The following is a 13,751-nucleotide window of genomic DNA, read 5'->3' on the forward strand; positions in this document are numbered from 1 at the left end:
AACCTCCGTATCAATTTACTCATTTGGCAAACGCTTCAAATACCCTTCCGGAGCAACCGTGATTAAGAGTTTATCTTCTATACTTTTATCCACAACGAATTGCTGATTGTGTTTTAGAAACTGTCGAACCGCACTTTTAGGGCTGTTACCGCTTTTCCAAGGACGATCCTCAAAAAAGTGGTCAGGCATATCATCCACTACTGTATCAAGCACGATTAAGTAGCTATTCTCGCTGACTAATGGAGAATAGACTTCCAACTCTTTATATACATGTTCATGCGTATGATTGGAATCAAGTATAATGAGGACCGATTTGCGATTCGAGACGATGTTTACTACTTGTTTATAAACTTCCTGGCTTACAGAATCTCCTTCAATTAAATAAATGTTTTTAGATAATGGATGATTCTCTATTTCGACTCTATTATGTGGTCTAATATCTACATCTACACCGATGACAATCCCGTCATTTCCGATTAGTTTTTGAAGAGAGGCATAGAAAATAGCCGATCCTCCCCTGGCAATGCCAGTTTCAATAATGACATCTGGCTTAACCTTCCAAATAACCTCTTGGAGTGCGATCATGTCTTGTGGGAATTGAATAATCGGTATGCCTAACCATGTAAAATTATACGTATACTTATGTTCCACTTGCTGGAGAATAAAATCGTGCGCTGTCTTTTTCAGCGTTTCATTATTTCCTAACGCTTGAATGTTTTGTATTTTCTCCAATTCAAATGCTGCTTTATCCATGTCAATCACCTATCCCTTATTTATTATTTTTCAATAATGATGACTTGAGGTACTGGAATAATCCATTTCCCACCCCACTCGCGTATAAATGCTGTTTGCGATATAATTTCATCTTTCAAATTCCAAGGAAATATAAATACATAGTTCGGTTTTGTTTCTTTAATGCGCTCTGGCGAGAAAACGGGTATTCGTGAGCCTGGCAAGCAATGACCTTGCTTATGAGGACTTCGATCAACGGTGTAGTCGATATAATCGGCGTCCAGTCCACAATAATTAAGCAGTGTATTGCCCTTAGCAGGAGCTCCATAGCCAACGATCGTTTCATTCCGATCTTTAATAGAGATGCACATGCTGACAATGTCTCTTTTCAACTGTACAGCTCTTTTTTTGAAAGCAGCATATTGGGCTAAATTTGTTATCCCAAAGTTATGCTCCATAGCTAGAGTGTCATATACAGCTGGTGAAACTTCATACTCCTCGTTCTCGCTATGTTTTGCATAGATACGCAATGAACCGCCGTGTGTAGGTAAGTGCTCAACATCAAACACCGTTAAACCATGTTTATGAAATAACTTGCTTACCGTCTGCAACGAATAATAAGAATAATGTTCGTGATAAATAGTGTCGAACTGCACATGTTCAATTAGACGCAGCAAATGCGGGAATTCCATCGTAATAACGCCCGCCGGCTTCAGCACTATTTTCATACCTGCTACAAAATCATTCAGATTCGGAACATGCGCTAACACATTATTACCTAACAATAGGTCTGCGCCTTTTTGCTGATTAACCAGCGATGAAGCAAGCTTCGTCCCAAAAAAATCGACAACGCTCGGCACCCCTCGTTCTTCTGCAATCGCAGCAACGTTAGCCGCCGGCTCAATTCCAAGCACAGGCACGTTATAGTCAACAAAATACTGTAGCAAATAGCCGTCATTACTCGCAATTTCAATAACTTGGTGGTTCCTGTTGAACTTGTATTTGTCCATCATCTTATCTACGTATGCTTTGCTGTGCGCAAGCCAGCTTTCTGAATAGCTGCTAAAATAGGCATAATCGCTAAATATATGCTCCGGCGATTCATAATCCTCGATTTGGACAAGAAAACAGCCGCCGCACACGTACGTTTTTAGAGGATACATCGCTTCCGACTGCTGCAAGCGTTCCGAATGGACATAGCTATTGGCTAATGGGGATATGCCCAAATCCAAAAACAGATCCTTGAGAGGATCACCGCATAATCTGCAAACATTTATTTTTCCCATACCGATCTCCTAAAGTGTATTGTAGTTTCTAATTTGATCATTTGTTACCGCAGACATATTCATCCCGCTCAAATAACTCTCATACCACTCCATCGTCCATTCCACAGCTTCGGAAAACGCTAACTTGGGTATCCAACCTAGTTGATCATGTGCTTTCTGACTATTCAAAACTAAATACGTCGCTTCATATGGCCCTCCCGTAGTCGAATATTGAACATCAACAGTACGTGGCATATAACTCCGACTGCTCTCTATTAATTGTTCGACCGTTCTGAAATCTTGAGCAGAGGGACCAAAATTCCAAGCTCCTGTAAAAGTATCTTGCTCGCTCCATAACTTTTCCGCTAGGAGCATATAACCGTGAATACAGTCGAGTACATGTTGCCATGGACGAACCGCCTTCGGCTGACGGATATTAATCGCTTCTTGATTCATAATCGAACGGACGAAATCAGGAATAATTCGATCCCTCGACCAGTCGCCCCCGCCAATGACATTCCCCGCCCTTGCCGAAGCTATATACTTGTCATTCGCACCATAGAATGAGCGTGTATAGGCTGTGCTCACAAGTTCTGCACAACCCTTACTTGCGCTATAAGGATCATGCCCGCCCATCGCATCGCTTTCCACAAAACTTTTCTGCACATTTCTGCTATTTTCATAACATTTATCACTTGTTACATTAATGATCGCCTTGAGCGAATCTACATGCCTTGCTGCCTCTAGAAGATGTACCGTTCCCATCACGTTTGTAGAGAACGTTTCTACTGGGTTATTATATGAAGCTCGAACTAATGGCTGTGCTGCCAAGTGGAAAATAATATCGGGTTGGTAGTCCGTAATAGCCCGCTTAAGCGTTTCATAATTCCGTATATCCCCAAATTGTGAATTCATCACATTGGAGAGTTGTACGACATGAAAGAGATCATTCGGCTGGAGAGGCTGCAAAGCGTATCCATAAATATCGGCTCCCTGCTGAAGAAGGAGAAGCGCAAGCCAACTCCCCTTAAAACCGGTATGTCCTGTCAGGAATACTTTTTTGCCCCGCCAAAATGTTCCCTGCATTACGACCACACCTTCCAAGGGGCCTTATCCGTCGTCCATAATTCCTCCAGCTTCATCTTATCGCGCAAGGTGTCCATTGGTTGCCAGAACCCATCGTGCAAATACGCAGATAGCTGCTTCTCCGCAGCGAGACTCTCAATCGGCCCGTTCTCCCATATACACGCGTCATTATCAATATATTTAAACACCTCTGGTCCCAGTACAAAGAAACCGCCGTTAATCCATGTTGAATCCCCTTCATGCTTCTCCCTAAAGCCACTTACCCGATCATTCTCCAGCTCGATGACACCAAATCGCCCTGGCGGTCTAACCGTTGTAACGGTCGCTTTTCTGTTGTTCTTTTGATGGAAAGCAATCAATTCGGCAATGTTCACGTCACTTAGCCCATCGCCATACGTAAAACAAAACGTTTCACCTTCCACATATTTCTCCACACGCTTCAACCTTCCGCCTGTCATCGAGTGTTCACCTGTATCAATAAGAGTTACATTCCATGCTTCGGAAGCATTGCGGTGCACCTTCATTTCGTTGTTCCGAATATCAAAGGTTACATCCGACGTATGCAAGAAGTAGTTCGAGAAATATTCTTTAATTAAGTAACCTTTATATCCAAGGCAAATAATAAAATCGTTAATGCCATAGTGCGAATACATCTTCATAATGTGCCACAGAATAGGCTGACTCCCGATCTCCACCATGGGTTTAGGTTTGATAATTGTTTCTTCACTAATTCTAGTACCAAGCCCGCCAGCAAGAATTACTGCCTTCATACCTTATCCCTCCGCCTGGCGGATACAAGCAAATCTTGGCCACCAATTAAATTGCCAATCATCTGTGTAGATATAATTTCAAAACCTGCTGCTAGAATAGATTGCGTTTCATTGATTACGGCGGCTCCATTTAACCCAGTGAAACTAATTCGACAAGCAAGCTGTCCTTCATCAGTAAGCAGGTAAGCTACATCATTGAATATATTTTTATTAATTTGCAGTGTATCTAAGTCAATTTCTAATACGATATACGAATAAAAATTTTCATCACCAAGGATCGTGCTCATATCGGAGAGAGAACCAACAATGGTTCGATCTGAAACGGTTTCGATATCAAGCTTGTATTTACTGTCCCAATAATAGCTATGAATAGCTATATCGAAGTTCCCTTTTGCTCTAAGCATGTTTTTTATTTGAAGTGGATTACTTCCGCATTTCGTGTTGATGCCCAATATTTTCACAGGGTCACGAGTAGATTTAACGTCTAAAGTCTCCAACATAATGGGTTGAAAATCACACCCGTCCCACGAGTCTAAGCCAAACTTATTTCTGAATACGTCTCTACAAATAGCTAACGAATTATTTTGAATCTGATCGGTACCGACCGTCACTGAACCAAAGTGATGTGTATACGTATCCCCGCAGAAAACAAGCTTATAACCCGCTCTTCTAATTCGAAAGCTAATATCATCATCCGCAAACTCGCCATAATAGTAGGCCGGGTCGTAATATCCAATCTCCTTGAGCAGTGCTGTACGCACCATGAGAACACATGGCAGCAGTCTGACTCTTTCTTGCCACTTAAGGGGATCCGTTTGATTATATCCAGCAGCAAATTGTTGTAATTCATCTATATTGTTATACGCTGCCGGAATTCGTTGGAAATTACTAATGATACCTGCACCTGGTGATACGTACCCAATCGATTCATCTGATTCAATGCAAGCCAATAGATTATCCAGCCATCTCGTTGTAAAAATAAAATCATTACATACACTAGCCGTATATTTCCCTCTCGCAATTTTCATTCCTTCATTAAATCCGCCAACCACACCTTGGTTCACAGGTAGATGAACCGGTCTAGTGTTAGCTGGTAAACTATTGAAATAGTCCATTGTTCCATCCGACGATCCGTTGTTGACCGCTATAAGCTCGAAATCGATGTGCGAGGTGTACTTAAAGATGCTGTCTACACACATTTTTGTAAAATCCAATTTGTTATAGGCTAATAGAACAATGCTTACTAATGGTTTCTTTACTGTTTCCAGCTGCTCTTTGCATTCTTCAATTTTGCAAGCTATCGTCTTTTGAAGAACAGTATCCTTTGTCGTCTCCAATGACTGCTCATAAAAAGAAATAGCCCGCTCGAAATGACCCAGTCGCTGCTGTACAGTTGCTACAAGATACTGTATGTTTGCATCATCTGATTGTTTGGCTATTTCTTCAAGTAGGTACTTCTCAGCTTCATTGTATTTATTAGCCTCTATTAACTCGTAAATCTCTTCTTTATTCATGGCTCATTCACACTCCATTCCTCGATGCTGATGAGCTTCACATCTATTTGATGCTTTGCGATCAGAGACTTGTTTTCATCAATATAGTTGGGATTCATAACAATAACTGTTGATATCCCTCTTTGAGCGATGGCCTCGATACTAACTATTTCATGACCCGTTCCGGGCAAAAAGTTGCCTATTTTGTTCGGATTAACGTCAATGACGAAATCAATGTATGCTCTGTCAGGGTCGATAAGGTTCAAGAAGGTCACCCCTTTCGCCCCGGCACCCCATATGGCTGTCTTGCCTATCGCCAGATAGTGCTCAAGATTGTAATGGACTGTTTCTCTCCACCTACTTTCGTGCTGGGCGAACAGCTTACTTTTTGCTTGATCTTGAAGAAGGGGTTGCTTAGGTTGATGAGCTGGTTCGATAGTTGTGTTAACTTGAGCTTCAATCCACAAGTATTGACCGTTGAAGACATTTTTTACTTCTAATATGTCAAATCCAGCTAACTGGAACGCTCTAGTAATGGAATGTCTATTAAAATAAGAGTTATGTTCATAAAAGAAATCAAACATAACTTTATTGTCCAATATCCAGTCAACGCATGGTGTCTCAAAGAACACCTTCGCATGAGGGGAATTTATTAGTGCATTTCTAATCGCTTTTAATAACGATACGGGCTCTGAGATATGCTCAATTACATGACGACAGATGACAACATCCGCTTGTACATGAGTACATTGCTCATCATACAACCGTTTCTCAAATTTCAACTTCCCCTCTTGCAGCACATCGGGACCAATATAACTAGGATCAAATCCGTATCCAGCATTGTCTCCAAAATCCACGATTTTTTTTAGAAAAAGTCCTTTTCCGCAACCAACTTCTACAACATTCATATTCCTTATTCCATGTTTGGTTACTAAGTCAGTCACAAGGTCATCAAGGTATTGCTCGAAATAAGTAGAATAGGATTGGGTATTCTCATATTGGCTGTCATAGACAACTTTGCTTGAGTCAAATGTTCGGTTGAAAACAAATCCGCAATTCGAACACTCCGTAATGGAAAGGTCTCCTCTGACGATTTGACGTGCTTCCTGAGCACTTGTCATCAATACATTCTGGAATACTGGGATATTGGTGCGGGTTAACACAGTTGATAAATGTAATGAATTACAGACGGGGCAATTGTTGATACTCACTTGGTACACCTCCTGTTAGGACGAATATCATAATGTAAGGCATTGTAAAATGCCGCACGTGGCGACCTGTGGAAACCACTATATACTTATGAGCGACCGTTTCAAAAAGTGACTGCACAGTGTCCAAGATAATGTAATTGTGCTTTTGTAATTGGAGGGAATTACATTTTGATTGAGTATGCGGGGATAGGGGATGAAAAGTTTGGTGTTGAAATCACTAGCGTTGCATTAAAGCGAAATGATTTAATGTCTAAAATTCAGATGAATATTCAAAATTAGCAAATTCAAAAAAACAGACCCCTTATAAAGGTAGCTCGTTCCAGTTAGGTTAATTATGTAAAAGTGTTCACTTAAGTAATTAATTAAAAAGAGCTGGAAGCCAGTGCATTGTTTCTCGTCGTACTCCTAGGGGTTTTCGAATTGGCTTTTGTTTCACTCGATGCAACCACTCGGTGTAGAGCTGCCACAGCAATTTCGTCAACCAATGAGTCTCCCTTTATGTAATATGCCTGTTATACAAAGTAATTTCAATAAATTACATTCTTATATTATGTAAATTTTTATATTATAATTGAGAGTTAAAGGAAACTAACTGAATGTGAAGGATCAGATACAAGTAATCCTATCTCTCCTAATTTCGTTGCAACTACCCCATAGGTATGAATTGATCAAAACTCGACTTTTTTCCAACTCTTCCAGATCACAATTCAAAACAGTATATCTATCCCTATTTTGATACAACAAAAAAGATGAGTCCACCTTGCAACTCATCTCATATCCGTCACTTAATCAAATCGTACTCGTTTACTTCAAATGTAAGTATCTTATCAAAGATAACATAGTCAGTTCTTTTCTTGAATGGCCCTTTATTATTATCATATTTATTAATCCCGAACTTCGCCGAACCAGTACCAGTTTCTTTATTCTCGTACCAAATCATAAATGCGTTAACATCTTCAATAGGTAGGTCAAACTCTTTCTCTAATCCGTTATCCATAGTTATAATAAGGATCGCTCGATTCCCAGATTCAGGTACCGATGTTGGCGTTGGTGTTGGCATTGGACTAGATGTAGGAGTTGGGATAGGTGAAGGTTCCGCACCACCAATTTTCTCCATCATTCCAAATTCATGAATAGTTAAATTCACATCAAGGCTTGTCGCTCCGTTATTAGCAGCGATATTTATTCTGTACTTTTTATACAAAGTCTCGTTCGCAAAGCTAAACTCTTTATGCACGTTCAACTCCCAGTCACTGACGTTAGTCTGAGTATCTAGAGTCGTCCATTCAGTTCCATTATTAGATCCTTCAAATGTCCAATTTTTGGGATTCATTGACAGGTTAGTATTGTTCGATTTACTAGAACCAAAGTAGATAACATATTTAGATATTATTTTGGGTTCAGAAAATTCATACGCTAGCCACCCTTTGGTTGCACCTGTTCCCCATGCTGTATATGAGGTGTTTTCAGTACTATAAAACTTATTTCCATCAAAAGCTTTCCATGCTGATAAACCATCGCTATAACTATTACTTGCCGATGCAATTCCCAATGGAGCACTATTAGAAGTCATGATCGGAATTACATTTTCTGAATACTTTTCAGCAGAAATCGATGGAGAAGATGCTCCCACCATAAAAACAGAACCGATTAGTAATGCAGCACTTAACAACAATACAATTACTTTTTTCAAATAAATACACTCCTATAGAATAGTTTATAATACAACTTACTCTATCGGTATAAGAGTAATTATTTGTAATAGTATTTATCACTAGCGTTGCATTAAAGCGAAATAATCTATATGTCTGAAAATTCAGATGAATATTCAAGGTTAGCATATTCAAAACCCAGACGCCTAATAAAGGTAGCTCGTTCCATTTGGGTTAATTATGTAAAAGTGTTCACTTAAGTAATTAATTAAAAGGGCTAGAAGCCAGTCCATTGTTTCTCGTCGGTACGCTGATGTCGTTAAATTTTTTGCATATTTATCTTGCTGGGTTTCAGAGACTCGATCTGTGAACGTTCTCGTGCATATTGGCGCTAACCATTTACGAAATTAAGATAATAGTGGATGCTTGTCCATGAGATGATCCTTTTCGATGAATTATGGACAGGGCTACCTACCATATCTATTGTAAAGGATTTTTTTGTACTCGGTTCAATAAATAGCAGAATAACGTTAAGATTCAGATAACATTAATGCAACGCTAGTGATTAGAAATAAAAAACAGACTATTCCATTGGTCGCTTATAACCAAGTGATAGTCTGTTTGTTAAACGACGTGATCAAAAATAGAATGCTATTTTATTCTATACCTATTATAAATCTTAGTCACTGCATGAATAACATCATCCTGATCCTGTTCACTCATCAAAGGAAATATAGGCAACGAAATAGCCGTATTATAGTACACTTCAGCTTCAGCGCACTGATTGTCTTCATAACCTAATTTAGAATAATAAGGTTGTTTGTACACTGGAATGTAGTGAACGTTAACGCCGATATTCTCTGCACGCAAATCGTTGAAAATTTGATTGCGTCCTACCGAGAAGCAACTCTCATCCCAGCGGACAACATATAAATGCCAACTAGAAGAAGTATCAGGATGCTGGTATGGTAGTACAAGACCAGGCATATCTATCAAAGCCTTGTTGTATTGAGCTGCTATCTGGCGACGTCGTTCAATAAAGCTATCCAACTTGTCCATCTGAGAGAAGCCCAGTGCAGCCTGCATATCAGTCATCCGGTAATTGTATCCTAAGTCAGTCATTTCATAATACCAAGGACCATCATTGCGAGTCATGTTATGAGAATCCCGAGTCATTCCATGATTTCGGAACAAACGTAACCGTTCAAATAGTGCAGCATCATTCGTTACTATTACACCACCTTCCCCAGTTGTCACATGCTTAACTGGATGAAAGCTGAACATGGTCATATCTCCATAACTACCAACCATACGATTTTCATAGGAAGCACCCAACGAATGAGCAGCATCATGAATGACCAACAAGTTATGTTTACGTGCAATTCGTTCGATTTTGTCAATTTCTGCAGGCTGCCCTGTGAAATCGACAGCAATAATTGCTTTAGTTTGCTTCGTAATTTTCCGCTCAATGTCATTTGGATCTATATTATAGGTTTCTGAATCAATATCGGCGAAAACTGGCTTGCCCCCTGTATATAACACGCAGTTGCTGCTTGCAAGGAACGTAATTGGCGTTGTAATAACTTCATCGCCAGGGCCAATACCAGCCGCGAATGATGCTCCATGTAAAGCAGCTGTGCCATTACAAAACGCGACTGCATACATAGCTCCTACATAATCTGCTACCTTTCGCTCAAACCGTTCAATTGCTGGGCCTTGCGTAATAAAATCACTTTGCAGCACTTGAACGACAGCCGCGATATCATCTTCATCTATCCATTGTTTGCCATACGGCAGCATCGTGCTTCTTGTCTGTTCTATTGACTCTTTCATAGCTTTGCACCATCCTTGCTAAATTGGCTAAATTAGATTAGTTGATGCAATCCATTGCTCAGTACGACGAATACCTTCTTCGAGAGTAACCACTGGTGACCAGTCTAATAGTTCTTTTGCTTTGCTCGAATTACAAAGTAGCTTCTGAATTTCGCTTTGCGGATGGATATGTTCGATATGATGAATGCGATTTTCATCTTCTACTATCAGTTTAGCAAGCTCATTAATTGAAATATCTCTACCTAATCCGGCATTCACAGTCTCACCGTTAACTTTATCTGAATAACCCGCTTCGACGACAAACCTTGCACAGTCTTCGACATATAGCAGATCACGTGTTTGAGTGCCCGTACCATAAATGTTTAAATCTTTACCGTTCAATTTATTTTTGATGAAGATTGCTACTACGCCACCCTCACCGCCCGTTTTCTGATATGGACCATATGTATTAAATGGTCTAATCACTACTGTTGGAAGACCATAAGCATAATAATAGGATAATACCATGTTCTCAGCTGCTATCTTCGATCCAGCATACGGAGAAGCAGGCTTAATTGGATGTTGTTCTGTTATTCCTTGCTCATCTGTACATTGATCATAAACCATGCAAGTACTCATAAATACCACTTTAACTGAATGTTTACGACAGTGCTCCATTATATTAAAAGTACCAATGGTATCATTATTGAACGTGGTACGAGGATCGTCTATGGAATCTTGTACGTTGATAGAAGCACCTAGGTGGTAGCAAATGTCAAAAGCTTTGCTATTAAATAGCTCTTCTAGCAATTGTTCGTCCAATATAGTTCCTTTGATGAACGCGCGAAATCCCCCACGATCTTGAAATTCAGCAATATTTTCAACACGACCGTTCGACAAATCATCTAAGATCCAAACATTATGACCGTCATCAAGCAGTTTCTTCATCACCCAACGTCCGATAAAGCCTGCTCCTCCGGTAAGTAGGATATTCATTTAGGTAGTCTCCATTCTCTTCATTGAATTAGATCAGCAAGTTCCAGTCCAGCGGAGTGCCTTTAGCAGTATCCTGCTTCAACCTTGCTCCCAGTATCGTTTCAAAGTACTTAGGCGATAGTCCTTTTCCTGGTCGGATAATTCTCACATTTTCTTTGGTCAATATTTCTCCAGCCTTCATGTTCTCTCCGAGATATAAGGAACGTCTATGCTTAAGAGAGGCTTGTTCCTTAACAGTAGGACCATATGTAATTTTCCCAAGTGATTGCCATGCTCTTTCCGCTTCTATAACTAGTGAACTCATTTCTGCTGGCTCCATGGAGAAGGTTGAATCTACACCCCCATCATAACGATCCAATGTAAAATGTTTTTCTATAACTGTGCCGCCAAGAGCTACACTAGCTACAGATACCCCTATCCCCAATGTATGGTCTGATATCCCTACTTGGCATCCAAACAGCTCTTTTAAATGCGGAATCGTTACTATATTCGTATTTTCAGGAGTTGAAGGGTACGTGCTTGTACACTTTAATAAAATTAATTGTTGGCATCCAGCATCTCTAGCTGCTCTCACTGAATCATCAAGTTCAGCAATAGTAGCCATTCCTGTGGAAATGATGAGGGGCTTTCCCGTAGAAGCCACTTTTTTAATTAATGGAATGTCTGTATTTTCAAAAGATGCTATCTTATAAGCTGGTACATCTAACGTTTCTAAAAAGTCTACAGCCGTTTCGTCAAACGGAGTACTGAACGCAACAATTCCCCGTTCCTTACATCGATTAAATATTGGTTTATGCCATTCCCATGGTGTGTAAGCCTGCTCGTATAAATCATAGAGAGAAGACCCTTTCCACATGTTATTCGCATCATCTATAAAGAAATCGCCAGAGTGGATATTTAAAGTCATCGTATCTGCTGTATATGTCTGTAGTTTTAACGCTTGCACACCAGCATCTGCGGCAGCATCGACAATTTTCAATGCTCTGTCTAGTGATTGATTATGGTTTCCAGACATTTCAGCAATAACAAATGGACGGTGCCCTGGACCTATTATATAATTACCAATTTTTATTTCGTTCATAATGCACCTCACTTCAATAGTGTCAATGACCAATCATATTTGAAATTAATTTTGGGGTTAACTCCCTTAGTGAATGAATCCTATAATCGGCTTCATATTCTGGGGGTCTCTCAATATTAACAAAACTTCCCCTCATAATTCTTATCGTCTTGAACCCGAGTTTTTTTATTCCAACAAAATCTTTATTGGGATTATCACCTATATACATAACACGATTGAAATCTACTTTTTCTCGATCAGCTATTTTATGAAAGACATAGGGTGATGGTTTTGAATGACGAATTCCATATCTGTGGGTAATAAAGCAATATTTCATATACTGCTCAATTCCCAGAGCCTTAACTTTCATATTTTGGACCATTTTGTTTCCGTCTGTAACTAGATACATCGGATAGTCCGGCATTAGTAATGAGAGACACTCCAAAGCGTCGTCTAGCAATCTAATGTCAGGCGTATGCGTTCGATAAACAGCAAGACATTTCAAAACAATATATTTACTCCAAATGTTAAAATGCTTTAGGACACTATCGAATACCTGCCCCCGACCGTTATCCATCAGTTCATTATTCATAACCATTATCGCATCTTCACTTGATATCCCATAACCATTAGATAAAAATTCAGCGACGGCTGAAAAACCACTTTGCACATAAGTCATTTCATCATACAAAGTGTCGTCCATATCGAATACGACCACAGCCATCTATATATTCCTCCATTATACAAATACGAATTGGCTTTATTATTATTCAATGATTATATAAGAACAAAGAGGATTTAACGGACTACGGCGAATTTTATACTTATCTAGTCCAAATACCTCTTTCAAAGCTATCGTTTCTCCCGGAAACCCGGAATAATTCAATTCATCGAACGCAATAATACTACCTTTTGTTACATGACTTTTTATAGCTTCCAAGCATTTTTTTGTAGGCTTATACAGATCAAAATCAAAATATGCAAAGGCAATAATTGTCTCTGGATGTTCAGCAAGATAGGAATCGATTGTCAGGGTAGCATCACCTTTAACAATCTCGTATTTTTTCATATGAGAAATGGGGCTATCTAATTCATGGTAGGATAACACAGTATCCAAATACTGCTCATAAGATTCAGTAACTGCGTAGTCACCGACACTTGATTTGCTACCATCTTTTGAGTCTATTTCCGGAAAGCCTTCAAAGGTATCAAAGCCAATAATCTTTCTGTTGTAATTATATGGCTCATACATTCCTCTAAATGATTGGAACAGAGCCATATTTTGACCCCATCGTACGCCAAACTCCATTACGACACCATGTACATCTATGATTTGAGAATATAATTGTTGCATGAAAATAATTCTAGACAGTGTTTGCCTCCTCAAATATAGGCCCATATTATCGAGAAATTCATTATCTGGGATAGGCGTATTTTTGAGTAGTTCTATAAATTCGCTTTTTCTTGTCTTTTCTTGTTGATTGGAATTACCTAGTACCTTTATTTCTTCCATAGCCTTAATCCTCCTTATTTAAATCTATCCTTACAATGAACTAAATCATTATTATTATTTTGTATTTGCAAGAAATCAATAATCTGCCTATCTAATCCATGTTCAACTATCGCACGATTTAAGTAGTTTTTTACTGTCATACGCCAAACATTGTTGTGATA

At 39.4% G+C, this 13,751-nt stretch carries 12 protein-coding genes; all 12 read right to left on the reverse strand.

The window, feature by feature from the left end:
- Positions 1-15: 15 nt before the first annotated feature.
- The gene (locus MFF31_RS06130) at positions 16-753 is read right to left on the reverse strand and encodes a cephalosporin hydroxylase family protein (protein ID WP_238187181.1); all 738 of its coding nucleotides are present in this window, start codon (positions 751-753) and stop codon (positions 16-18) included.
- 23 nt (positions 754-776) lie between these two features.
- Positions 777-2,018: a class I SAM-dependent methyltransferase gene (locus MFF31_RS06135; protein WP_238187182.1), complete on the reverse strand. Its 1,242-nt coding sequence runs from the start codon at positions 2,016-2,018 to the stop codon at positions 777-779.
- Positions 2,019-2,027: 9 nt separating this feature from the next.
- Positions 2,028-3,083: a CDP-glucose 4,6-dehydratase gene (gene rfbG / locus MFF31_RS06140; protein ID WP_238187183.1), complete on the reverse strand. Its 1,056-nt coding sequence runs from the start codon at positions 3,081-3,083 to the stop codon at positions 2,028-2,030.
- On the reverse strand, positions 3,083-3,853 hold the full coding sequence (rfbF, locus tag MFF31_RS06145) for a glucose-1-phosphate cytidylyltransferase (protein WP_238187184.1): 771 nt from the start codon (positions 3,851-3,853) through the stop codon (positions 3,083-3,085). The genes rfbG and rfbF overlap by 1 nt, the downstream gene beginning before the upstream one ends.
- Complete coding sequence (locus MFF31_RS06150; RefSeq protein ID WP_238187185.1) at positions 3,850-5,367, reverse strand: glycosyltransferase; 1,518 nt, start codon at positions 5,365-5,367, stop codon at positions 3,850-3,852. The genes rfbF and MFF31_RS06150 overlap by 4 nt, the downstream gene beginning before the upstream one ends.
- Positions 5,364-6,557: a class I SAM-dependent methyltransferase gene (locus tag MFF31_RS06155; RefSeq protein ID WP_238187186.1), complete on the reverse strand. Its 1,194-nt coding sequence runs from the start codon at positions 6,555-6,557 to the stop codon at positions 5,364-5,366. Before MFF31_RS06155 ends, MFF31_RS06150 begins: the two co-directional genes overlap by 4 nt.
- Before the next feature lie 781 nt (positions 6,558-7,338).
- Positions 7,339-8,250, reverse strand: a complete 912-nt coding sequence (locus MFF31_RS06160; RefSeq protein ID WP_238187187.1) for a discoidin domain-containing protein — start codon at positions 8,248-8,250, stop codon at positions 7,339-7,341.
- 610 nt (positions 8,251-8,860) lie between these two features.
- Positions 8,861-10,042 carry a UDP-4-amino-4,6-dideoxy-N-acetyl-beta-L-altrosamine transaminase gene (pseC, locus tag MFF31_RS06165; protein ID WP_238187188.1) on the reverse strand — a complete coding sequence of 394 codons (1,182 nt, stop codon included), beginning with the start codon at positions 10,040-10,042 and terminating at the stop codon, positions 8,861-8,863.
- Between the two features lie 27 nt (positions 10,043-10,069).
- Positions 10,070-11,017 (reverse strand): dTDP-glucose 4,6-dehydratase, encoded by a 948-nt coding sequence (locus tag MFF31_RS06170; RefSeq protein WP_238187189.1) that lies wholly within the window; start codon positions 11,015-11,017, stop codon positions 10,070-10,072.
- A 28-nt stretch (positions 11,018-11,045) separates the two neighbouring features.
- Positions 11,046-12,098 carry a pseudaminic acid synthase gene (pseI, locus tag MFF31_RS06175; RefSeq protein ID WP_238187190.1) on the reverse strand — a complete coding sequence of 351 codons (1,053 nt, stop codon included), beginning with the start codon at positions 12,096-12,098 and terminating at the stop codon, positions 11,046-11,048.
- A 22-nt stretch (positions 12,099-12,120) separates the two neighbouring features.
- A complete protein-coding gene (locus tag MFF31_RS06180; RefSeq protein ID WP_238187191.1) occupies positions 12,121-12,801 on the reverse strand; it encodes an HAD family hydrolase in 681 nt (226 codons plus the stop codon).
- A 42-nt stretch (positions 12,802-12,843) separates the two neighbouring features.
- Complete coding sequence (locus MFF31_RS06185; RefSeq protein WP_238187192.1) at positions 12,844-13,590, reverse strand: TylF/MycF/NovP-related O-methyltransferase; 747 nt, start codon at positions 13,588-13,590, stop codon at positions 12,844-12,846.
- Positions 13,591-13,751: the final 161 nt, after the last annotated feature.

Source organism: Paenibacillus sp. L3-i20 (assembly GCF_022180385.2).
Classification (GTDB): Bacteria; Bacillota; Bacilli; order Paenibacillales; family Paenibacillaceae; genus Pristimantibacillus.

Coding starts and splice junctions, on each gene's coding strand:
- MFF31_RS06130 (WP_238187181.1), bottom strand. CDS start 753: ATGGATAAAGCAGCATTTGAATTGGAGAAAATACAAAACATTCAAGCG.
- MFF31_RS06135 (WP_238187182.1), bottom strand. CDS start 2,018: ATGGGAAAAATAAATGTTTGCAGATTATGCGGTGATCCTCTCAAGGAT.
- rfbG (WP_238187183.1), bottom strand. CDS start 3,083: ATGCAGGGAACATTTTGGCGGGGCAAAAAAGTATTCCTGACAGGACAT.
- rfbF (WP_238187184.1), bottom strand. CDS start 3,853: ATGAAGGCAGTAATTCTTGCTGGCGGGCTTGGTACTAGAATTAGTGAA.
- MFF31_RS06150 (WP_238187185.1), bottom strand. CDS start 5,367: ATGAATAAAGAAGAGATTTACGAGTTAATAGAGGCTAATAAATACAAT.
- pseC (WP_238187188.1), bottom strand. CDS start 10,042: ATGAAAGAGTCAATAGAACAGACAAGAAGCACGATGCTGCCGTATGGC.
- MFF31_RS06170 (WP_238187189.1), bottom strand. CDS start 11,017: ATGAATATCCTACTTACCGGAGGAGCAGGCTTTATCGGACGTTGGGTG.
- pseI (WP_238187190.1), bottom strand. CDS start 12,098: ATGAACGAAATAAAAATTGGTAATTATATAATAGGTCCAGGGCACCGT.
- MFF31_RS06180 (WP_238187191.1), bottom strand. CDS start 12,801: ATGGCTGTGGTCGTATTCGATATGGACGACACTTTGTATGATGAAATG.
- MFF31_RS06185 (WP_238187192.1), bottom strand. CDS start 13,590: ATGGAAGAAATAAAGGTACTAGGTAATTCCAATCAACAAGAAAAGACA.